Here is a 21303-nt window from a genome sequence, read left to right as displayed (position 1 = left end):
GAATCTCAAAAGTCTTACGCGATTGTTGTTTGTGCCCGCAGATGTGTCGTTTCCGCTGAGCCTACCGCCGAAGGTTGTTCCTCCGTCGTTCGCACCGCCAGCTCGTCACCGCCGTGGGAATCTTTCTTTACCTGTTCTAGAGGTGTCTCGTTGTTTCACGAATTCTGTTCCATTTCCCGGGCATTCCTCCGCCATGCGGCAGGCAGCCTGTCTCACATCGTCATCGTCGCCATGAGCGCAGGCATTGCGCTCCTCCTACCGATGGGCGCCGGCCAGTTCCTGTCGTTTTGGTCGCATGTCGAACATGACAAATTTTCACTCATCGCCGTCGAGATGATCGCCGCTGTGCTGTTGATGGGTGGCTTCAACTATATCCATCGTAGTCTGCGGGATCGGGCGCTCGCCGAAGTGGCACTCGGCGCCGGCCTGGTCTCCTTTTTCCCTCGGCGCGGTCCGGAGGCGCGTCAGCGTATTCAAGCCTTGAAAGATGAGCAGGGCTCCGGACGTTCGGTTATGGTCATTGGATCCAGTGGCGCCGGCACCCTGGTGGACCAGGTCGGCGATCTGTCGTCGGTGCTGGATAAGTGTCTGGAGGCGAAGATCCTCCTGGTGAATCCGTTCAACCAGGAGGCGCGGGCGCGGATGCAGGCCTTGGCTCATCCGGCTTGCACGTATCCGACCTTTCGTGAGGAGGTCCGACAGAGCATCGCGTTGCTCAAGCGTCTGAAGGCGATCGGCAAGGTCGTGAAGCTGAAGCTCTATGCCGATGCTCCACTGGTCAAACTGGTCATTCTCGGTGACTACCTCTGGTTGCAGCATTACCATGCCGATCTGGATAGTCAGAACATGCCCGAGTATGTCCTCCAACGGAACCGTAAGGAGCACGGTCTGTATACGTTCTACGCGCACTACTTCATGCAGCGTTGGGAGAGCCCCGAGTTGCCTGAATACGATCTGGATACCGACGAGCTGGTGTATCGTAGCCGGACCGGTCAGGAGATCCGTCGGGAGCCGGTTGAGATCGGGACGGCTCCAATTGCCGCACATTCCACGGAAACGGTACGGGGTGATGCACGCGAAGCGTTTCAATTGCTGCACGCGCCTGGTCCGTACCTGCCGGTTCGCGGGTACGAGATTGAGTAGCTCGTCGCCCGGTCCCGCCTGTTTGATCGTATCGGTAGGCTCTACCGTGAACTGGCCGGCGCAGTCGTAGTACTATGGCGGTTGTGCTTGCGCAGCAGCGTGAGAGAGAGGGAGTGAAGGCGATGGGCGATGGAATGGAACGGAGCGCAGCCGCGCCGATGACGGCGTTCTTTTCGTACGGATTTCGTCCGTTTTTTCTGGGAGCTGCGCTGTTTGCCGGTGTGGCTGTTCCTGTTTGGATTCTGATCCTGACCGGGGCCGGGAACCCGGTCCTCCTCGCCTCCGCTCGCGACTGGCATGTGCACGAGATGCTCTTCGGGTTTCTCCCTGCCGTGATTGCCGGCTTCCTGCTCACGGCGGTGCCTAATTGGACGGATCGCCCGGCCATTCAGGGCCGTGAGCTGATGGGGCTCTTCATCCTCTGGCTGGCGGGACGTGTGGCCATGGCGATTCCTCTCGGGACGCCACTGGTGTCTGCCGTTGTGGATGGGGCCTTTCTCGTCGCGCTTGCGGGTCTGCTGTGGCGGGAACTTGCGGCGGGACACAGTTGGGGCCATGCCCCGGTAGGAGTGGCCATCAGTCTGTATGCCGCGGCGAATATCACCTTTCACGGCCTTGCATTCACTGGCGCGGAGACCGACCTTGCGCTACGCCTGGCCCTCGCGCTCGACCTGTTCCTGTTGACCTTCATCGGTGGACGACTTATCCCAAACTTCACGCGTGAGTTTCTGGTGGGGCAGGGGAATCGAGAACGCCCGGCCCCCTTTTCACGTTTTGACGGGCTCTCGATCGCGCTCGTGCTTGCGGCGGCGCTGGCCTGGACGGTGCAGCCGCAGGCGGTGACAACAGGCTGGATCTTCCTCGTTGCCGGGGCCGTGAATTTTGTTCGCCTCATGCGCTGGTATGGTTGGCTCACCTGGCGTGAACCGCTCGTGCTGAGCCTGCATGTGGGCTATGGCTGGCTCGTCTTGTCCATGCTGGTGCTCGGTGGTGCGCTATTGGGCACTGGGCTTGTCAAGGAAGATGCCGTACACGCGCTGACTACCGGTGCGGTCGGTGTGATGACCCTGGCGGTGATGACTCGCGCCAGCCTCGGCCATACTGGGCGACCTCGGCATGCCGGTCCTGCGACGATGTGCATCTATCTCCTGGTGATACTCGGCGCGATGCTCCGGGTCTTTGGGCCCGGTACCGGTCTTCCGACGAATCTGATGTTCGGCTCCGCCGGGGCTGCGTGGAGCGGCGCCTATCTGCTGTTTGCCCTGGTCTATGGACCGTTCCTGCTTCGTCCAAGCCTCGACGAGTGAAGGCAGGCACAACGGGAGGAGTGGCGAGGGCTTGGTAAGAGGTGAAGTATCGAGGTGCGCGAATCGGAGGAGGATATCGGGAGATCGGATGGACCGCTGGTTACAGTTCTTCCCCGTACTTCAGGAAATGCTGCTCCTTGGCGCCGTCGATCCAGTTGTCGTGGCGAATCCGATCGGGGAAAGTGTTGAGCTCCGACGCCATATGTTCGAGGTCGTGTTCTTTCCACTCGGCGATTTGCCGGAAGGTGAACATGCCCATCCGGTTGAGGACGCGCTCCATCACCGGGCCGATTCCGCGAATCTGTTTGAGGTCGTCCTTCTGGGAAGGATGGCTTTTACCCGCGATGCCCGTGGGTGCAGGTGTATTGGGTGATCTCGACTCTGTGCCTCCGGCCGACTTCGCTTGCGCGCTGAACCGCTGAGCCACGCGATACTCGACGAGTCGCTTGCGGAGTGCGCCGATTTCTTCCTCCCGCTCGCTCACATCCATTACGCGACGCTCTTCGGCCTCGCGGAGCGCAATATCTTTTTTCTCCACCTCGCTGCGGAGCAGGTCCAATTCATCGACCGTCGCCCGCAGTTTCTGAATCTCCGCCTCCCGTTCCTGCAGGGTGTTCTCGAACCGCGTGAGATCTTCCTGGCTCTGTGTTCGCAGGTTGGCGAGATCCAGTTCGATTGCCTGGAGGCGTGCCCGGGTCTGTGTGAGTTCCTGCTCTGTGGCCTGTAGTGCGGCTGCAGCGCGGGTGCGGTCCTGTTCCTGTTCGCGTTCCAGGCGGCGGCTTTTTTCCAGGAACGGTTCCAGCTCTTGGGTGTGCGCGCGCAGTCTGGCGATCTCGGCATCTTTCGGAGCCAGTTGCTCGACCCAGGTCTTCAAGGTCGCAATCTCCTGATCGCGAGCAATCAACACATCTTCGGCATTCTCCATCTGTGCCTGCATCTCGGCAAATCCCGTCGATTGTGCCTTGATCTTCGCCTCGGCTGCTTCGACTTCGCGTCGCAGAGTGTCCCGTTCACGTTCGGCGGCATGCAGACGCACTCCCTTTTCGCGGACCTCGGTCTGCAGCGTGGTGAGCTGTTCAACTTTTGTGGCGAGATCGGCGGTCAGGTCCTTGAGCGCCGCTTCCGAGGTCATCATCTTGCCTTCCAGCATCTGGACGGCAGACGTGCGCACCTTCAACTCATGATTGAGAGTGTCTAGTTCGTGTTCTCGCCCGCGGAGCCGGGTGGCGATTTCAGACAGTTGCTGCCGTTTTTCAGAGGTGGCAAAGCTGCGGAGCAGCCACCCCATCATCACCCCGATGGTCGCCGCCACCAGTAAGCACCCGATCATTTGTAGAATCATGGCTCCCATAGGTTCACCGTTCCTCTTTCACGCGAAATTCGATGCGCCGGTTTTTCTTGGATGCGGCGCGCGTCCGGTCCTGGCTCAGGGGGCGTGTTGATCCATACCCAACGGCGGTCAACCGATTCGACACCTGATGTTCGACCAGGTATTGCCGGACGGATTCCGCTCGGGTGCGACTCAGTTGCAAGTTGTAGTCGGGATCGCCATACGAGTCGGTGTGCCCGCCGATTTCGATGACCGCGTCGGGCGCCCGTTTGAGCGCCGGCACGAGCTTGTCGATCACGGCGCGCCCTTTGTGGGTGAGGACCGCGCTATTACTTTCGAAGGCGATATGTTCGCCCCGCAGGACCTCATCCAGTCCGGCTTGCACTTGCGCACGGGAGGCATGCGGCGTGGCGGACGGCTGGCCGGCGGAACCAAGGTTGGCCTGACTCACGGAACCGGCCGAGGCCACGGTCAACTGATCCTGCACGTGTACGGAGGTTCCCAGTAATGAAGCCATATCATGGAGCAGTTTGGTCTTCGCGTCGGTGCTTGCGGCCGCGCCTTTCACCGTGGCTGTCTGACCTGAGAGTGAGATGGTAGCTTGATGGTGCTGGAGGGTAACCATCTGGGTGAGGAGTGCGGGGAGGGTGGCTTCCCATCCGGCGGCCTCGCCGTGTTCGATGATCTCGAGGTTGTCGGTGACACGGAGCCTGAGATTCTTTGAGAGATCCTGTGCGCGCGCGATGACGGCGGCTTTGGCGTCCTCGCTGGCGACCGCGCCGGAGAGGGTCAGCTGGCCGTTTTCAATGTGGGCACTGAACGCAGGGTGACCGGTGGCCGACGACGTCACCGGCAGGTGTCGAGGGATACAGAGGAACGCCAGTAATGTGAGGGCGAAGAGTCCTACGCTGAAAATAATTCCGCGCGACATGCGCAAGCCCTTATCGTCTCAGGCACGAGGCCCCGCTGCGGCATCGAGTCGCCGGTGGGCTGGTGTCGTTTCAAGACTTCGAGTGTTACTTGATTGCCGTGATGCGTCACCTCACGTTGACGTATCGTTATCTGCGGAAGGGTATCACATCGCCTAAACTCATGCTAGCCTGGATTCTGCGTAAGAGGGGGCGGCTGTTGCCGTCTGAAGTCGTCTTGCACGGCAGCCCTGTTCGGCCTCCTAATCAGGTGTCGTCGGCTTGCAGTGGCCGTGAGCCATCTGGTATTGTCACGGCGCTTTTCGTCTAGCTGATGGTTTCCCACCCACACGATATCAATAGTTGAAGGAGTTCATCATGGCCAGCATTGCGCGGGCACTGATCAGTGTTTCTGATAAGACCGGAGTCGTTGAGATGGCCAAGGGACTGGCGGCCCTGGGGGCCGAAGTGTTGTCTACCGGTGGAACTGCGAAGGCGTTACGCGAGGCGGGTGTAGCGGTCACCGACGTGGCCGCCTATACGGGGTCCCCGGAGATTCTGGACGGGCGCGTGAAAACGTTGCATCCGAAAATTCATGGCGGACTGCTCGGCCGCCGTCGGGTTCCCGATCATGTGGCGCAGATGCAACAACATGGCATCGGTAACATCGATGTCGTGGTGGTCAATCTCTACCCCTTTGAATCGACGATTGCAAAGCCCAATTGTCCGTTCGAGGAGGCCATTGAAAATATCGACATCGGCGGTCCGTCGATGTTGCGATCCGCCGCGAAGAACCATGAAGACGTGCTGGTCTTGGTTGATCCCGCTGATTACGGCCGTGTGGTGGAAGCGCTGAAAGCCGGTTCCGTCACGCCCGCGTTGCGACGGGAATTGGCGATGAAGGTGTTTCAGCATACGGCTCGGTACGACAGTTTGATCGCCGGATATCTTGAAAAGCAGGTGCAGGGGAGCGAGGTGAAATTTCCCGCCATTCTCTCGCTGCAGTTTGAGCGTGTGGAGACCTTGCGGTACGGAGAAAACCCGCATCAGCAGGGGGCGTTCTATCGTGAAATGAACGCCAAGGAGCCGGCCGTGTCGCGCGGGAAAATTCTGCACGGCAAGGCCATGTCCTATAATAACTTCCTCGACTCCAATTCAGCGCTGGAGCTGGTGAAAGAGTTCGATCAGACCGCTGTGGCGATCATCAAGCACAATAACCCCTGCGGTTGCGCACTCGGCGCGACGCCGGTGGAAGCGTATGTGAAGGCGCGCGCGACTGACCCCGTGTCGGCATTCGGTGGCGTGATTGCGTTCAACCGGCCGGTGGATCTGGCCGCGGCAAAGGAAATCACCTCGACCTTCGTCGAGGTCGTCATCGCCCCGGGCTTCGCCGAGGATGCCTTGGCTGAACTCAAGCGCAAGAAGGACATCCGTCTTCTGGATGTGGGACCGCTGAGCAAGGCGACTGCGGAAGGGTACGATCTCAAGAAGCTGGTCGGCGGGTTGATCGTGCAGGATCGCGACTTGGGCGTGATCAAGGACATTAAGGCGTTGGCGGTTCCGACCTCGCGCAAGCCGACCGAACAGGAATATGCCGCCTGCGCGTTTGCCTGGGTGGTCTGCAAACATGTGAAGTCCAATGCCATCATTTATGGGCGGCCGGGCGAAATCGTGGGCATCGGAGCCGGACAAATGAGTCGGGTGGACTCGGTGAAGCTGGCCGTCATGAAAGCTCAGTCGCCAGTGAAGGGCTGCGTGATGGCATCCGATGCATTTTTCCCGTTCCGTGACGGCATCGATGCGGCTGCGGAAGCCGGCATTACCTGTGTGATTCAGCCTGGTGGTTCGATCCGCGACCCCGAGGTGACGAAGGCCGTGGATGAACATGGGATGGCGATGATACTCACGGGCATGCGCCACTTCCGCCACTAAATCGGCTTCTGAAAATGGCCGCCAGCTGCGTTCTCGGTCAGCCCGAGGCTTCAACGTACCAACCATGGTACGCCTCAGCCTCTGGTTTCCCTGCGGCCTTGCTGGACGACCATTTTGAGAAGCCTCAGGGACGAGCATCGTGTTCACTTCTCATAAAGTAAAGGTTGAGCTGTGAAGATTCTTGTTGTCGGTGGTGGTGGGCGCGAACATGCCATGGTGTGGAAGATCGCCCAAAGTCCGAGGAAGCCGCAGATATTTTGCGCACCGGGGAATGCGGGCATCGAAGGTCTTGCCACCTGCGTGCCGATCAAGGCCGATGATCTTGAGGGCCTCAAGGCGTTTGCCCTCAAAGAGCAGATCGATCTCACCGTGGTGGGCCCTGAGGCGCCGCTGGCCTTGGGTATTGCGGATGAATTTCGCAAGGCGCGACTGAAGATATTCGGTCCGACCAAAGCCGCCGCTCGATTGGAATCCAGCAAGAGTTTTTCCAAAGACATCATGGCCGCCAATCGGATCCCAACCGCAGCCGCGCGCAGTTTCGAGCGGATGGATGAGGCGCTGGCCTATCTGGACGAGCAGCCGGTTCCGATTGTCGTCAAGGCGGACGGGCTCGCACAGGGCAAAGGCGTGGTGGTGGCTACGACGCGCGAGGAGGCCAAGCAGGCGGTCCGCGATGCGATGGAGAACTCCGTGTTCGGTCAAGCCGGACATCGTGTGTTGATCGAAGAATTCCTGGACGGCGAAGAGGTAACGCTCATGGCGTTCACCGATGGGAAGACTGTGGTGCCCATGGTGCCGGCTCAGGACCATAAGCGTGTGGGAGACGGCGACACCGGTCCGAATACCGGCGGGATGGGTGCCTACGCCCCGGCGCCGATTGCCACGGCCGCGCTTCGTGAACAGGTCATGCGTCAGGTGCTGCAACCAACTGTGGATGCGCTCGCTCGCCTGGGTTGCCCCTTTCAAGGTGTGCTCTACGCGGGACTCATGGTCGTCAAGGGTATCCCCTATGTACTGGAGTTCAATGCGCGTATGGGAGATCCTGAAACTGAAGTCGTGCTGCCGCTCTTGAAAACCGATCTGGTCGAGGTGATGGAGGCGGTGGTCGAGCACCGTCTGGATGGACTGACCGTGGAGTGGCATCCGGATACGGCCGTCTGCGTGGTGATGACGTCGCCGGGTTATCCCGGTTTCTATCTGACCGGCATCCCCATTCAGGGGCTGCCTGTTTTATCCGGCGAGTCACGTGTCGCGGTGTTTCACGCCGGCACGAAGCGGGATTCGAATCGTGTGGTGACTGCGGGGGGACGAGTTCTAGCGATCACCGCCTGGGGGCCGTCCTTGCTCGATGCGCGGGCGCAGGTTTATCAAGCCGTGCCGTCGATTCTGTTTGAAGGATGCCATTATCGAACCGATATCGCGCATCGCGCCTTGCCTCACAACAGCTGATCCGAGTAGTCCTCGGCCATTATTCCATGGCTCTGGTCCTTCCCTTTACAGATGCAACCTGCGACCGCGTTCTACCTGATGTCAGGCGGGTGTTAGATGCGCATGGCGTGGTCGCGCTGCCTACCGAGACCTACTACGGCCTGGCAGTCCGTCCGACGGATGATGCGGCGCTCCGCCACCTGATTGAGTTGAAGGGGCGGCCCTCCGATAAGCCGATTCTGGTGCTCATCGGCAGTCGAGACCAATTGCCTCAGTTGGTGCAGTCGATTCCACCCGCCGCCGCCTTTCTTATGGATCTGTTCTGGCCCGGCCCGCTTACCATCGTGTTTCCTGCGGCGCCCGATCTGTCGGCGCTGTTGACGGGGGGAACGGGAACGATCGGAGTGCGGTATGTTCCCTTGCCTCAGCTCCGGCATTTGCTGCAGCACACTGGCCCCCTGACCGGAACCAGCGCCAATCGTGCTTCAGAACCCCCGCTCGACCACGCAGCGGCGGTGCAGGGCGCGTTGGGGGAGGGCCTGGAGCTCATTTTGGATGGAGGGCCTACGCCGGGAGGTCTCCCCTCTACCATGGTCGATGCGTGCGACCGCCCGCAGCTGATTCGAGCCGGGGTGCTGGCGACGGACGTGATCCGTACGGCCCTTGCGCGCCAAGGTTACGAACTTTCATCATGATTTGAGGCTCGGTAGTCGGTATAATTCACCCTCATGGGAGGACCACTTATGCTCATGCATTCACGTCGCGCGGTGATGGGACTGTCTCTATTCGGGGTCGGTGCGATGCTTCTGCTGTCAGGATGTGATTTCTGGCCGCCGGCTCTCCAGGCGCAGATCGAGCAGTTGCACTCGGAAGCCCAACAGGCGGCAGCAGACAAGGCGCTGCTTCAGAATCAGCTGAACGCTGCGAACAAGGCGAAAGAGGAACTGCAGATTCGGGTGGAAGATTTGACGCGGGTGAATAAGGAAAAATCCGTGATGATCGCGAACCTGGAGCGCACGATCGCCGCCGCTCGAGAGCGCGCCGTGAAAACGACGAAGAGCAGTGTCATCAAGTCGGCAGCAAAACCGGCGGGCAAGAAGTCCGTGAAGCCGACGCAGAAGCCCGCCACGAAGTCGTCGCTCAGTATTAAGAAACCAAAACCCGCCCCCGTGAGGTAACCAGCCCGTCACTCCCGCTGCCGGTCGTGTTCGTCCTCGTTGCACGATAGACCGATACGCCAGAGAAACAGTCTGTCAACGGCAGAGTCCTGCATCGTCCCGGGCTTCAACGCACCGCACAGGTCCGTTTCAGGCCGACACGGCATGGCGGCTGACTCCCTCGTCGAAGCCACAGTCCGGGTGCGCCTCGAATGGTGCGGCGGTCTTACGGTGTGACCACGTTCAGCGACCTGTGTCCGCTGTGGAGGGGATGCGTGATCGCAGCCGATGCAACAGCGCGTGGGGGCAGCCGTCTGTCAAGAACGTGTTAGGTGCTTGAGGACGATGAGGAGGTTGAGCCCGAGGTGCTCGTGCCGGACGAGCTTGAGCTTGTACTCGAGGGCGTCGCGGAGCTTGGAGCTGCCGCAGCGGCCGGGGCCGGGGTGGTCGTGGAACTCGTACTGCCGCTTTCAGAAGAGGCCGGTGTTTTTGTCTTATCGGTGCTGGCGGCTGCTGGTTTCTCGGAGGTATCGCTTCCAGAACCGGGCTTCATCTTGTCCGAGTAGTCCGTGATGTACCATCCGCTGCCTTTGAACATAATGGCAGGGGATGAGATCAGCTTCGTCACTTCTTTCCCACAACGCACACATTCCTTGATGGGGTCGTCCTTGATGCCTTGCTTCACCTCGAAGCGGTGGGCACAACTGGTACATTGATATTCATAGATTGGCACGGGTGTTTCCTCCTCTGCTTATCCAGCGTCGCGCGGTATGCTCATGCGCGGGTCTCTCGGCGTCGCTGTATCATCTTCTAGTAGCATCGAATTACGCACAATCAAGTGGGGCGATATCCGTGAGGCTCAGCTTGTCAGGATAAACGACGGAGCGCCGCATCGATCCGGGTCAGTCCTCGCTCAATCGCCTCCATGGCGGTCGCATAGGACAGTCGAATATGGATGTTGCTTCCGAACGGTTCACCGGGCACCACCGCGACTTGGGCCTCGCTCAGTAAATAGGTTGCCAGATTCGCTGCGGAGCCGATGGGTTGATCCTTCCAGCGCTTGCCCAGCAGGCCGCTCACATTCGGGAACGCATAAAACGCCCCCGTGGGCATACGACAGGTCACGCCGGGCATGGTATTGAGACGCTCGACCATGACGCGGCGGCGACGGTCAAACTCTGCCACCATGGTTTTGGTGAAGGGATTGCCAAGGCGCAGCGCCGCTACCGCGGCCTTTTGCGAAATCGAACAGGGGTTCGAGGTGCTCTGGCTTTGAATATTGGCCATGGCCGTCAGGAGGGGCTTTGGTCCCGCGGCGTACCCGATACGCCAGCCGGTCATGGCGTAGGCTTTCGAAACTCCGTTGATGACCACAGTTCGTGCTGCCACTTCCGGACTCAAGGTCGCAATGCTGATGTGCTGGGTGCCATCGTACAGCACTTTCTCGTAGATCTCGTCCGAGATGATGACCAGGTCGTGGCGCATGGCGACAGCCGCAATCCCCTCGAGGGTGTTCCGGTCGTAGGTGGCACCGGTCGGGTTGCAGGGACTGTTGACGATGATGGCTTTGGTCCGTGGGGTGATGACCGCTTCCAGGGCATCTTGGTTGATCGTATATCCGTCTTCTTCGCGCGTCTGGAGGAGGACGGGTGTGGCGTCGTTGAGCAGGGTCTGGTCCTGATAGGAGACCCAGAAGGGGACGGGGATAATCAGTTCATCCCCTGCTTCAAGCAGCGCCTCCGCGACATTGTACAGCGAATGTTTGGCGCCGCAGGACACGAGGATCTGGGACTTCTCGTAATGGAGTCCTTGTTCTTCCTTTAACTTATCCGCAATTGCTCCGCGCAATTCGTCGATGCCCGATGAGGGTGTATATTTCGTGAAGCCGGCGCGAATGGCAGCTTCTGCCGCTGCCTTCACCGGTTCGGGCGTATCGAAGTCCGGTTCTCCGGATGCGAAATCGATGACATCGATCCCTTGTGCCGCCATCGATTTGGCGGTGGCGGTAATGCTGAGGGTTGGGGAGGGGACAATTCGTCCGACACGGGCTGCAAGTTTCATCCTTTGAAACTCCGAATTCGTTCTTGGAGCCTCCGAGCCACTTCGGGGTGCACAAAGTCCTGGAGCGACCCGCCATGGCTGGCGACATCCTTAATGATGGTGGAAGACAAATAGGAATATTCCTCACTGGGCATCAGGAAGACCGTTTCGACGGTTTCCGCCAGTTTGCGATTGATGAGCGCCATCTGAAACTCATGTTCGAAATCAGAAATTGCCCGTAGGCCGCGCAGAATAGCATGGGCACCGCATTCTCGCACAAAGTCTACCAGCAGCCCTTCGAAGGTCGTGACTTCGAGGTTCGGCAGATCTTTGGTCACCAGTCCCACCATCTCCAGGCGTTCCTTCACCGTGAAGAACGGGTGTTTGCCAGGGTTGGGCGCGATCGCCACAATCACCTTTTCGAACATCCGAAACCCGCGTCGGATGATGTCGCTGTGTCCATGCGTGATCGGGTCGAATGTACCGGGATAGACGGCGATCTTCATTGGGATTGGGATGCTTTCGGTGTGACGTGGAATCGTGTGAGCGCGGTATCACCGTAGTCGTACCGTTTGACCTGAGAGAGCGGCCCCAGGGTTTGGGGAATCTCCGCATTCTTTCCGTGCTCAAGGATCAACACGGCGTCGTCGGCCAGCCATCCGGCGTCCCATTTCTGCGCCATGGCGATGACTTCCGGGGTCAATTGATAGGGCGGATCGCAAAACACAATATCGTAAGGGCCTGAACACTGGGTTGCCCGCCTGAAAAACTGGCTGACCTGGCAGGCGCAGACTTGGGCGGATTGTTGGAGACCGCACTGCTCAAGATTCGAGTTGACCAGGCGCAGGGCCTGACGATCAGTTTCCACAAAAGTCACATGTGCCGCTCCACGGCTCAGCGCTTCAATTCCGATCGAGCCGGTACCGGCATAGAGGTCGAGCACACGAGCTCCCGTGGTCCGTTCGCCAAGGATCGAAAAGAGGGCCTCTTTCACTCGGTCGGACGTCGGTCGAATCGCCTGTCCTCTGGGACCATACAACCGTCGGCCCCGATGAAGCCCTGCGATGACGCGCATGATCGTATTCGGGTGAGAACCACTCGTCTCTGGCTAAGAAGTAGGAAACTCTAACACAGCGTTTTTGAAGGGGTCAAGGTGATGAGTGGTGAAGGGGGGCGATGGGGTGCCGAAAGAGTCTTCTCCCCGCCGCGGGGCGGGGAGCGCTGCAGACGTCGAAGAGGAGGGGGCGCGCTTTGACGCGTGGGAAGAGGCTCGCTATAATCGGGCGACACCAAGACTCGGTTCACGCGGGCTGAGGAGGTGGCCGAAATTCCAAGGTCGTCACACCACCACATCATCACAGAGAACAGAGCGAGCGTTTGCCGGACTAGCGGGTCGCGACCGGTTGAGCTTCGCGGGCGGCGAGGCTCTTCCTCCGATTTGCCGAAATCGTTCGATCGATGATGGCTCCGCAGTTAATGCACTTCCATGCGTAGAATATGAGGAAGAAGTCTGAGAACCGTTCCAACATCATCATGCCTTTGCACTTCGGACATTCCATTTGCTCCTCCTGGGTGGTGACGTTTACAGCTGTGTCACCTCTCAAGCAAGAGCCGAACCAGAATGTCAAGTCTATGTTTTTCAATCACTTGCGCATGGATACCACCATACACGAGATACCCCAGGCGTCAAGTCTCCAGCACAAAAAGGTGCAAGCTGACATTTTTTTGTCGTAGGAAGTAGGCCATGACACCCAAAAAAGCAGGGCGAGGGATCGGAAAATGGCCCGAAACTGAACGCCCGCGCGAACGTTTGCTCCGTGAGGGTGCGGAAAGCCTCTCTGACGCGCAGTTATTGGCCATTCTCTTGCGCGTAGGGCGGCAGGACGCCTCTGCTGTAAAAGTCGGCATGGAGGTGCTGGATCGTGTCGGAGGCATTGTCGGCCTCCTGCATTGCAGCGCCGAGGAGCTGTGCGCCATTCCCGGAGTGGGTCCTGCCAAGGCTGCGCAGTTGAAGTCGGCGATAGAAGTCGGGAAACGCGCGGTGTCCGCGCCGTTGACGACCGGAACACGTATCAGCTCCAGCGCCGATTTGTTTAAGCATTACCACGCCCGGTTGCGGGATCTACGGCACGAAATTTTCGCTGTGGTGTTGCTGGACGCCAAGAACCAGGTCATCCGCGACGTGACGATTTCTGAAGGCAGCCTGACGTTGAGCATCGTGCATCCGAGGGAAGTCTTTATTCCCGCCATGCGTGCGTCTGCCGCCGGAGTCATTTTTCTCCACAATCATCCCAGCGGGGATCCCACGCCAAGCCAGGAGGATCGGGTGTTGACGGCCAGGTTGGTGTCTGCCGGCGTGCTCCTGGGCATTCAGGTCCTGGACCACCTCATCGTGGGGGACGGGCGCTATGTCAGTTTTGCCGACCAGGGGTGGTTGAATGGGGAAGGCGTCACGGCATGAACCCCGACAACAGGCTGCGCCGGCGCCCTTCCCGGCAGAATTCAATCGAGTTTTTTGAGAAAGGATGGCATCACCTGCACGTATCTTTCTAACCAGGCCCCTAGCGGCCGCGGGCTCACCGGAGGAGGTCATCATGAACGTTCCCCTCACCGAATCCATCAGGAATGTGGCTGTGGTATCGCATGCGGGATCGGGCAAAACCTCGTTAGTTGAAGCACTGGCGTACTGCGCGGGCAGTCTCTCCGCTCCCGGATCTATCTTTACTGGAACCACCGTGTCGGATTTCGAACCGGAGGAAATCCATCATCGTACCTCAGTCAACACGGCCGTCCTTCGTTGCTCCTATCACGATCACCTCCTCCAGCTTCTCGATACCCCGGGGTCGCCCAGCTTTATCGGCGAGACGCGATCGGCGTTGCGTGTGGCCGACGGCGTGGTGCTGGTCGTGAGTGCGGTCACGGGCGTGCGTAGTGCTCTCCAGCGGCTCTGGTCGATGATCCGTGAGGCCGGGTTACCCTGTGTCGTGTTCGTCAATGACTTGGACAAGGACGACACCGTATTCGACAACACGGTGGAAGCCCTGACCAAGGAATTGGAAATGACGGCTGTTCCGCTGATCCTGCCGATGGGTAACGGTGCGCAACTGGGCGACACCGTGGATCTGTTGCAGAATCGTGTGGTGACATCCCGGCCGGACCACTCGCAATCACAGCAAGAGCCGGTGCCGCCTGAGTGGCGAGACCGAGTTGATCAAGCCAGGCGTCGCGTGACGGAGCTCGTGGCAGAGGGAGACGAGGCCCTGCTCGAACGGTATTTAACCGACGGCGCATTGACGGAGGAGGCGTTACTGGAAGGACTGCGGGCCGGAGTCCAACGCGGGTTGCTGGTGCCCATCGTCGGAGGATCGGCTTTGCGACAGATCGGGGTGCACTCGCTCCTGCAGACTCTCGTCGATCTATTGCCCTCACCAACTGATCGGGCCCGAGTCGCACCGCTGCAGGGTGAGGCGTTGATGGAAGGCGGGGAGCCAGTCAATAGGCAGCCGCGGCCGTCTGATCCATTTTCCGCCGTCGTCTTCAAGACCCTTATTGATCCATTCGTCGGCCGTCTTTCTTATGTGCGGGTTTACTCAGGAACCCTGGAGTCGGATACCGCCGTGTATAACTCCACGCGGCAGGTCAGGGAGCGGGGCGGGCATCTGTTCTCAATTTTCGGCAAAAAATATACGCCGATCACGCGTGCGGTGGCCGGCGAGATCGTTGCGATCGGCAAGCTGAAGGATAGTCTGACGGGGGATACGCTGTGTGATGAACATGCGCCGGTCCGATATCCCGGCATACCATGTCCCAGGCCGGTGGTGTCCTTTGCGATCGACCCGAAATCGAAGACGGATATCGAGAAAGTGAGCTTGGGGCTGCATAAGTTGATCGAAGAAGATCCGAGCCTGGAGTTCGTTCGTCATCTGGAGACGAAGGAGATGGTCTTGAGCGGCATGGGACAGTTGCACATCGATGTCGCGTTGGAAAAGCTGCATCGCAAGTACGGCGCGGAAGTGATCGTGCACGCGCCGAAGATTCCCTACCGCGAAACGATTCGCAGCGTGGCCCAGGCACAGGGGAAATATAAGAAACAGACCGGCGGCCATGGCCAATATGGTGATTGCTGGTTGGAAGTCGGTCCGTTGCCGCGTGGCCAGGGGTTTGAGTTCGAGAACAAGATCGTCGGCGGCGCCATTCCGCGCAACTTCGTACCAGCGGTCGAAAAGGGTGTGGTAGAGGCGCTGCACGAAGGGCCGCTCGCCGGATATCCTGCCGTCGATGTGCGAGTGACCGTCTACGATGGCTCCTACCATGTGGTGGATTCGTCCGAATTGGCCTTCAAAATTGCCGGGTCGATGGGAGTGAAAAAAGCGTTGGAATCGGCCCATCCGATCCTGCTGGAGCCGTTGATGACGGTTGAAGTCGAAGTGCCGGCCGAATGTGTGGGGGCGGTCCTTGGCGATTTGAATGCGAGGCGAGGCCGGATTGTCCTGGTCGAGGCGAACGGCCACATCGAAATCGTTAAGGCTCTGGTGCCCCAGGCCGAGATGCTCAACTATGCCGCGTCGTTAAATTCGTTGACGGGAGGACAGGGGAGTTACGCGATGGAGTATGCTCAATACGAAGAGGTGCCGCGCGAGTTGGCCGGCCGCATCGTTGAGGAACACAAGATGGAGCGCCACGGGGCCGTGGCGCATTGAGCGGCGGGATCTGCCGGAAGGAATGATTTGCAGGCGGTCCCGCTTACCGATCGGCTGGCTTCAGTACGACGTAGAACGCCCGCCCTTCGCGCAGGACGCGCAGGAGAATCGTGTCGCCACGTTTGACCTTGGAGACGGCCACCGTGAATTCTCCGACGGTACCCGTGTCGACGCGGTTCACTTCCTTGATCAAATCGCCTTCCCGTAGTCCTTCGGCTTGGGCCAGACTGCTCGCCTCGACCTTCGAGATCAACACGCCTCGACTTTCATTCAGGCGGAATTTTTCGGCCAGGCCCGCGGTCAGGTCCTGCACATCGATACCCAGCTTCAGGTCGGTTTTGCTCTGAGGAAGCGAGGCAGTGACCACCGTATCCCGGCGTTCACTCAAGGCCACGTTCAGAGTCAGGCGTTTGCTGTCCCGCACGACTTCGACACGCGCGGTGGATCCAGGGTCTAACGCGGCGACCAGGCGTGAGAGTTTGTTCGGGGTGTCGACGAGGGCGCCATCGACTTTGGTAATGACGTCGCCGGGCTTGATACCGGCTAAGGCTGCCGGGTCCCGTTCGAACACTTCGTTCACCAGGACACCTTCGTTTTCATCCACGCCGAATTTGTTGGCCAGGTCAGGTGTCAGCGGTTGCAGGCCGACGCCCAGCCAGGCCCGTACGACCTTTCCCTTCGAAATGAGCTGGTTCATGACCTGTTTGGCCATGTTGGAAGGAATCGCAAATCCGATCCCCTGGGCAAAATTGATGATGGCCGTATTGATGCCGATGACATCCCCCCGTAAATTAAAAAGCGGTCCGCCGGAGTTCCCAGGATTGATGGAGGCGTCGGTCTGGATGAAGTTTTCGTACCGTGAGAGATTGATGTTTTCCCGTCCGATGCCGCTGACCACTCCGAGGGTGACCGTGCGATCCAAACCGAAGGGATTGCCGACGGCCAGCACCCATTGTCCGACCTTCACTCCGGTGGAGTCGCCGAATCGGGCCGCGGGGAGGGGGTGGTCGGTGGTGACTTTCAGCACCGCCAGATCGGTATCCGGATCTTTGCCGATGACTTGTGCAAAAAGTTTGGTTTGATCGGAGAGGCGAACCTCAACTTCCGTGGCCTCGCCAACGACATGGTTGTTCGTAATGATGTGCCCCTGAGGATCGACGATGACCCCGGAGCCGGACCCTGTCGAGTTCGGGACCCGTTCTCCTGATCCGTCGCGTAACTTGCTTGCGTTTTGAATGGGGAAGATGCTGACGACCGAGGGTTTGGCCTCCTCGGCTAAATCGGTGATGACGGTTTGGAGTTCCTCCAGCATGCGTAACGCGGGGGATATTTTTCGAGGGGGTGGCGCGATGTCAGCAGCGGCCAGGGTGATCTCTGGGGTGCCTGCCAGCCAGCCAGAGAGACTGAGCACGAGTGCTGTCGCGAAAGACGTCTGTGTCTTCATGCTGGGCACGCTCCGAGGGCGAATCTCACTCACGAACCAGGCTCGACGTCAGAATAACAGATTCTTGAGCGGCAACGGAAGTGAGGAAGCTTAGGCTGACTTGGATGCAGCCGGTTGCTGGAAATGGGGCAGCCAGTGGGCCAGGTCATGGCGAAGGCCGACAAGAATCACGATGTCGTCGGGCCGGAGCGTCATGGAATCGGACAGCGGAAGGAGAAAGGGGCCGCGAAATACGGCCACGATGCGGGTCGTCGTCGGCAGGTCGAACTCACCGATCGGATGGCCGATGACCGGTGCGCCGCGAGCGACGACCACGCGCTCGATCGAGGCGTCACGCAAACCCAGTTCTCGCTGCATGGTGAGCAAGTCCTCGTGAGCCAGTTCGACCTTGAGGTCGCGAATGTGCCGCTCGATCTGTTGCAAGGCCGCTTGTTGCTCCTTGATGCGGTCGGAGGCTATGCGGATGGCATCTTCCAGCGGAGGAAGCGTGGGGGAAGATACCGAGGGTGAAAGGCTGGCTCCGGTCGGCGTGACGCCGAGACCTGCGATGCGGCGTCCGATCTGCCGATGGATGGCGTGGATCTGGTTCAGAATCGTCGTCGCTTGACCATGGAGGCGCAGGACATGGACCTTGCGGTTGACGCGTTCTGCGATGGCGACAATCGTTTCGTAAAGCGCGCTGCCGGTGAGGGAGAGTTCTTTGCGGATGCGAGCCAACAGCTCAAAAGATAACATCGGATAAATGTCTGATAAGATATATTATGTCAACTCGTGCGTCCGATTCGAGATTCCGTCCCGCTCCACAATCGAACCAGATTGTCCTTGTGCCTCACCCAAATCAAGAGGCTGACGACACAGGCAAATCCGATAAACGTCCAAGATCGATGAAACAACAGCGCTAGGAATGGAAACATGGCGAAGGCGAAAAGCGCGCCACCCGACGAATATTTCCACAGAAACACGGCGCCGACCCACAGGCCCATCAGGGTCAGTCCGATCCACGGAGCGACTCCCAGGGCTGCGCCTAATGCGGTGGCCACACCCTTTCCACCCTTAAACCTCAGAAACACCGAATGTAGATGCCCGATGATGGAGGCCAACGCGACCCAGAGTACGGCCGATTCCTGATGCAGCAGCATGGTGCCAACCCACCCGGCCAGCCAGCCCTTTCCAATGTCGCCGAGTAAGGTGAGGATACCGGCTTTTTTCCCGCTCACACGCAAGACATTGGTGAATCCTACATTCCCGCTGCCGGCGGTTCGTGGATCGACCGCACCCAGAAGGCGTGACACGACAACCCCAAAAGGAATCGACCCAAGGAGATAGCTGGAAAGGATGAGGAACCCGATGAGCCAGGGACTGTCCATCAATCGTTGACCGAATGACCGGGTGCGAGCGTCCGTCGAGTCGTCCGGTTACAGACCTTTCGCTCCGACTTGACGCCAGAAGCTCCAGACATATTGTGCGCCTGACACATAGCCCAGGATGAGTGACAGATACAAAGTGACAATACCGGCCAGATGCAGATTGCCGATCGCTTCCACCACGGTGCCTTCAAGCAGTAAAAGCACGATGGCGATCACCTGTAACGCCATTTTGTATTTGCCGGTGGCTTCGGCGGACATAATCAAGCCTTCGGATGCCGCGATCGCCCGCAGGCCGGTGACGGCGACTTCACGCGCGATGATCAGAATAGCCACCAGCGCGCTCACGCGATCCACTTGCACCAGCAGAATCAAAGCCGACAACACCAGCAGCTTGTCGGCAATCGGGTCCAGCAACCGTCCGAGTTTTGTGATCTGGCCGGTCTTGCGCGCAACATATCCATCCAGCAGATCCGTTACGGCTGCGACGACGAATACAATGGCCGCGGACAAGGCTCGATCCGGCGTCGGGTCGATGAGCAGCATGACGAAGACCGGGATCAAGAGAATCCGGACGAGCGTCAGTACGTTGGGCAGATTGATGTTGCTTTCCTGCCCTGCCGACCGCATCAGTACCAACCCGGCTTGTTTCCAGTTTTCTGCCATAGTCCCTTCGACGCGCAGCGTGTGACGACTCCCCTATACAATGCCGTGTTTGAGCAGGTCATGCAAGTGAATGACCCCTGCCAGGCGGTTCTGCCCCTCCAGGACCACCAGCGCCGTGATGGAAAACCGTTCCATCAGCGCAACGGCCGTCGTGGCCAGTTCGTCTGGTCCAACGGTTTTCGGTCGGCGGCTGGCGAGATCCCCGGCGGTCACTGTGCTGAAATTCCCGCCTGCTTGAATGAAGCGTCGCAAGTCCCCGTCGGTCACGATTCCGTACAGCGTCCCCTTGGCGTTGACCACGGTCGTCATGCCGAGCTTTTTCGATGTCATCTCCAGGATCGTATCCGCGCCGGACACATTGTCGCGCACGCAGGGCAGGTGATCGCCATGCTGCATGAGGTCACGCACTTTGACCAGGAGCCGCCGCCCTAAGGTACCGCCAGGGTGGAACTGTGCGAAATCGTCCTGCTTGAAACCGCGTTTTTGAAGTAGCGCGACTGCAAGCGCATCGCCCATGGCGAGGGTCGCGGTGGTGCTGGCCGTCGGGGCCAATCCCAACGGGCAGGCTTCTTCACTCACCGATACATCCAGTGTGACATCGCTGTTTTTCGCGAGGGTCGAGGCCATTTTGCCCGTCATCCCCACGACGGGAATATTCATGCGCTTCACGAAGGGCAACAATTGGAGGACTTCTTGTGTCTCGCCGCTATTGGAAATAGCGATCAACACATCCCGTCGAGCCAGCATGCCGAGATCGCCATGAACACCTTCAGCGGGATGCAGGAAGAAGGACGGAGTGCCGGTGCTGGCTAATGTCGCCGCAATCTTCTGGCCGATCAACCCGGACTTGCCCATACCGGAAATGACGACCTTCCCCTGGCATTCATAGAGAAAGTTGACCGCCGCAGCGAAGCGTTCATCGAGCCGGGCGGTCAGGTCTTGCACGGCGCGGGCTTCGATTTCCAAGACGCGTCTCCCCTCCTGTACGCTGGGATCTTGCAGAGGGCGGTGCGCGGCGCGCTTGGAGGGTGTTGCTGTTGCGGACTTGGTTATATTGCGGCTGCGTCCCATATACGTAGTACCCGTTCGAGAAGTGATTGGAGCGCATGAAGCGGGACCATATTCGGTCCGTCAGACAACGCGGAATCCGGGTCGGGGTGTACTTCCATGAAGAACCCGTCACAGCCGGCTCCTGCTGCTGCACAGGCCAATGGTTCGACAAATTCGCGCTGCCCGCTGGATTTCGTGCCGCCCCCACCGGGCAGTTGCACGCTGTGGGTTGCGTCGAACACCACCGGATAACCGAAACGCCGCATGATAGGAAACGACCGCATGTCGACCACCAGATTGTTGTAGCCGAAGGAGGAACCTCGTTCGGTCAACACGATGCGCCGGTTCCCGCTGTCTTCCACTTTCTTCACCGCGTTGTTCATTTCCGGCGGCGAGAGAAATTGTCCCTTCTTGATATTGACGACTTTGCCGGTCTTGGCGGCAGCCATCAAGAGGTCGGTTTGGCGACAGAGAAAAGCCGGAATTTGCAGGATATCCACCACACGACCGGCTTCTGTGGCCTGCTCCTCCGTGTGCACATCGGTCAACACCGGCACACCGATCTGTTGCTTAACCTTGGCGAGCACGGCGAGGCCCTTCTCCAACCCCGGCCCGCGAAAAGACGTAATGGAGGTACGATTGGCCTTGTCGAAAGACGACTTGAAGACGTAGGGCATCCCAATCGATTTCGTAATCTCGGCAATACGTCCCGCTGTATCCACGACGAGTTGTTCGTTTTCAATCACGCAGGGCCCCGCGATCAAAAACGGCCGATTCCCCGCCCCAATCTTAAATTGTCCGAGATCAACTTCGTACGCCATAGTCTCCAAATCT

General features: G+C 59.2%; 20 protein-coding genes. 9 read left to right on the top strand and 11 right to left on the bottom strand.

The window, feature by feature from the left end:
- Positions 1-150 precede the first annotated feature (150 nt).
- Positions 151-1143, top strand: a complete 993-nt coding sequence (locus V9G17_01810; protein MEI2751311.1) for a hypothetical protein — start codon at positions 151-153, stop codon at positions 1141-1143.
- Between the two features lie 74 nt (positions 1144-1217).
- Positions 1218-2450 (top strand): NnrS family protein, encoded by a 1233-nt coding sequence (locus V9G17_01805; GenBank protein ID MEI2751310.1) that lies wholly within the window; start codon positions 1218-1220, stop codon positions 2448-2450.
- Between the two features lie 100 nt (positions 2451-2550).
- Here V9G17_01805 and V9G17_01800 read toward each other — a convergent pair whose 3' ends face one another.
- Both V9G17_01800 and V9G17_01795 read right to left on the bottom strand, forming a co-directional pair.
- A complete protein-coding gene (locus tag V9G17_01800; protein ID MEI2751309.1) occupies positions 2551-3801 on the bottom strand; it encodes a hypothetical protein in 1251 nt (416 codons plus the stop codon).
- A gap of 4 nt (positions 3802-3805) precedes the next feature.
- The gene (locus V9G17_01795; GenBank protein ID MEI2751308.1) at positions 3806-4711 is read right to left on the bottom strand and encodes an OmpA family protein; all 906 of its coding nucleotides are present in this window, start codon (positions 4709-4711) and stop codon (positions 3806-3808) included.
- 355 nt (positions 4712-5066) lie between these two features.
- On the opposite strand from V9G17_01795, the gene purH reads away from it, so the two are divergent.
- The 5 genes from purH (at position 5067) to V9G17_01770 (ending at position 9771) form a co-directional block, all read left to right on the top strand.
- A complete protein-coding gene (gene purH / locus V9G17_01790) occupies positions 5067-6620 on the top strand; it encodes a bifunctional phosphoribosylaminoimidazolecarboxamide formyltransferase/IMP cyclohydrolase (protein MEI2751307.1) in 1554 nt (517 codons plus the stop codon).
- A gap of 171 nt (positions 6621-6791) precedes the next feature.
- Positions 6792-8069, top strand: a complete 1278-nt coding sequence (gene purD, locus V9G17_01785) for a phosphoribosylamine--glycine ligase (protein ID MEI2751306.1) — start codon at positions 6792-6794, stop codon at positions 8067-8069.
- Between the two features lie 26 nt (positions 8070-8095).
- On the top strand, positions 8096-8743 hold the full coding sequence (locus V9G17_01780) for an L-threonylcarbamoyladenylate synthase (GenBank protein MEI2751305.1): 648 nt from the start codon (positions 8096-8098) through the stop codon (positions 8741-8743).
- Between the two features lie 54 nt (positions 8744-8797).
- On the top strand, positions 8798-9226 hold the full coding sequence (locus V9G17_01775) for a hypothetical protein (protein MEI2751304.1): 429 nt from the start codon (positions 8798-8800) through the stop codon (positions 9224-9226).
- A gap of 311 nt (positions 9227-9537) precedes the next feature.
- The gene (locus V9G17_01770; GenBank protein ID MEI2751303.1) at positions 9538-9771 is read left to right on the top strand and encodes a hypothetical protein; all 234 of its coding nucleotides are present in this window, start codon (positions 9538-9540) and stop codon (positions 9769-9771) included.
- 301 nt (positions 9772-10072) lie between these two features.
- Here the strand turns inward: V9G17_01770 and V9G17_01765 are convergent, their stop codons facing one another.
- From V9G17_01765 to rsmD, 3 genes are read right to left on the bottom strand one after another with little or no spacing between them, the layout of a single operon-like run.
- Entirely contained in the window at positions 10073-11266 is a 1194-nt protein-coding gene (locus V9G17_01765) for a pyridoxal phosphate-dependent aminotransferase (GenBank protein MEI2751302.1), read from the bottom strand.
- Complete coding sequence (gene coaD, locus V9G17_01760; protein ID MEI2751301.1) at positions 11263-11751, bottom strand: pantetheine-phosphate adenylyltransferase; 489 nt, start codon at positions 11749-11751, stop codon at positions 11263-11265. The genes V9G17_01765 and coaD overlap by 4 nt, the downstream gene beginning before the upstream one ends.
- On the bottom strand, positions 11748-12320 hold the full coding sequence (rsmD, locus tag V9G17_01755; protein ID MEI2751300.1) for a 16S rRNA (guanine(966)-N(2))-methyltransferase RsmD: 573 nt from the start codon (positions 12318-12320) through the stop codon (positions 11748-11750). Before rsmD ends, coaD begins: the two co-directional genes overlap by 4 nt.
- Positions 12321-12989: 669 nt before the next feature.
- On the opposite strand from rsmD, the gene radC reads away from it, so the two are divergent.
- Positions 12990-13706 (top strand): DNA repair protein RadC, encoded by a 717-nt coding sequence (gene radC / locus V9G17_01750; GenBank protein MEI2751299.1) that lies wholly within the window; start codon positions 12990-12992, stop codon positions 13704-13706.
- A gap of 133 nt (positions 13707-13839) precedes the next feature.
- Complete coding sequence (gene fusA, locus V9G17_01745; GenBank protein MEI2751298.1) at positions 13840-15945, top strand: elongation factor G; 2106 nt, start codon at positions 13840-13842, stop codon at positions 15943-15945.
- 43 nt (positions 15946-15988) lie between these two features.
- On the opposite strand, the gene V9G17_01740 is transcribed toward fusA, so the two are convergent.
- The 6 genes from V9G17_01740 to kdsA all read right to left on the bottom strand — a co-directional run bounded on the left by V9G17_01740 (position 15989) and on the right by kdsA (position 21290).
- Positions 15989-17389: a Do family serine endopeptidase gene (locus V9G17_01740; GenBank protein MEI2751297.1), complete on the bottom strand. Its 1401-nt coding sequence runs from the start codon at positions 17387-17389 to the stop codon at positions 15989-15991.
- A 90-nt stretch (positions 17390-17479) separates the two neighbouring features.
- Positions 17480-18124 carry a TrkA C-terminal domain-containing protein gene (locus V9G17_01735; GenBank protein MEI2751296.1) on the bottom strand — a complete coding sequence of 215 codons (645 nt, stop codon included), beginning with the start codon at positions 18122-18124 and terminating at the stop codon, positions 17480-17482.
- A 29-nt stretch (positions 18125-18153) separates the two neighbouring features.
- Positions 18154-18756: a glycerol-3-phosphate 1-O-acyltransferase PlsY gene (gene plsY / locus V9G17_01730; protein MEI2751295.1), complete on the bottom strand. Its 603-nt coding sequence runs from the start codon at positions 18754-18756 to the stop codon at positions 18154-18156.
- A 48-nt stretch (positions 18757-18804) separates the two neighbouring features.
- A complete protein-coding gene (gene pgsA, locus V9G17_01725) occupies positions 18805-19419 on the bottom strand; it encodes a CDP-diacylglycerol--glycerol-3-phosphate 3-phosphatidyltransferase (protein ID MEI2751294.1) in 615 nt (204 codons plus the stop codon).
- A gap of 33 nt (positions 19420-19452) precedes the next feature.
- Positions 19453-20385 (bottom strand): KpsF/GutQ family sugar-phosphate isomerase, encoded by a 933-nt coding sequence (locus tag V9G17_01720; GenBank protein MEI2751293.1) that lies wholly within the window; start codon positions 20383-20385, stop codon positions 19453-19455.
- 83 nt (positions 20386-20468) lie between these two features.
- On the bottom strand, positions 20469-21290 hold the full coding sequence (gene kdsA, locus V9G17_01715; protein ID MEI2751292.1) for a 3-deoxy-8-phosphooctulonate synthase: 822 nt from the start codon (positions 21288-21290) through the stop codon (positions 20469-20471).
- Positions 21291-21303: the final 13 nt, after the last annotated feature.

Origin of the sequence: Nitrospira sp., assembly GCA_037045225.1 — a bacterium.
Taxonomy (GTDB): domain Bacteria; phylum Nitrospirota; class Nitrospiria; order Nitrospirales; family Nitrospiraceae; genus Nitrospira_A.
The sequence above is the reverse complement of the archived record's forward strand: the minus strand, read 5'-3'. Positions and strand labels throughout refer to the sequence as shown.

Bases quoted from the DNA above. Each gene is read 5' to 3' on its own strand.
- V9G17_01805 (MEI2751310.1), top strand. From the start codon at position 1,218: ATGGCGGTTGTGCTTGCGCAGCAGCGTGAGAGAGAGGGAGTGAAGGCG.
- V9G17_01800 (MEI2751309.1), bottom strand. From the start codon at position 3,801: ATGGGAGCCATGATTCTACAAATGATCGGGTGCTTACTGGTGGCGGCG.
- V9G17_01795 (MEI2751308.1), bottom strand. From the start codon at position 4,711: ATGTCGCGCGGAATTATTTTCAGCGTAGGACTCTTCGCCCTCACATTA.
- purH (MEI2751307.1), top strand. From the start codon at position 5,067: ATGGCCAGCATTGCGCGGGCACTGATCAGTGTTTCTGATAAGACCGGA.
- V9G17_01780 (MEI2751305.1), top strand. From the start codon at position 8,096: ATGGCTCTGGTCCTTCCCTTTACAGATGCAACCTGCGACCGCGTTCTA.
- V9G17_01775 (MEI2751304.1), top strand. From the start codon at position 8,798: ATGCATTCACGTCGCGCGGTGATGGGACTGTCTCTATTCGGGGTCGGT.
- V9G17_01765 (MEI2751302.1), bottom strand. From the start codon at position 11,266: ATGAAACTTGCAGCCCGTGTCGGACGAATTGTCCCCTCCCCAACCCTC.
- coaD (MEI2751301.1), bottom strand. From the start codon at position 11,751: ATGAAGATCGCCGTCTATCCCGGTACATTCGACCCGATCACGCATGGA.
- rsmD (MEI2751300.1), bottom strand. From the start codon at position 12,320: ATGCGCGTCATCGCAGGGCTTCATCGGGGCCGACGGTTGTATGGTCCC.
- radC (MEI2751299.1), top strand. From the start codon at position 12,990: ATGACACCCAAAAAAGCAGGGCGAGGGATCGGAAAATGGCCCGAAACT.
- fusA (MEI2751298.1), top strand. From the start codon at position 13,840: ATGAACGTTCCCCTCACCGAATCCATCAGGAATGTGGCTGTGGTATCG.
- V9G17_01740 (MEI2751297.1), bottom strand. From the start codon at position 17,389: ATGAAGACACAGACGTCTTTCGCGACAGCACTCGTGCTCAGTCTCTCT.
- V9G17_01735 (MEI2751296.1), bottom strand. From the start codon at position 18,124: ATGTTATCTTTTGAGCTGTTGGCTCGCATCCGCAAAGAACTCTCCCTC.
- plsY (MEI2751295.1), bottom strand. From the start codon at position 18,756: ATGGACAGTCCCTGGCTCATCGGGTTCCTCATCCTTTCCAGCTATCTC.
- pgsA (MEI2751294.1), bottom strand. From the start codon at position 19,419: ATGGCAGAAAACTGGAAACAAGCCGGGTTGGTACTGATGCGGTCGGCA.
- kdsA (MEI2751292.1), bottom strand. From the start codon at position 21,290: ATGGCGTACGAAGTTGATCTCGGACAATTTAAGATTGGGGCGGGGAAT.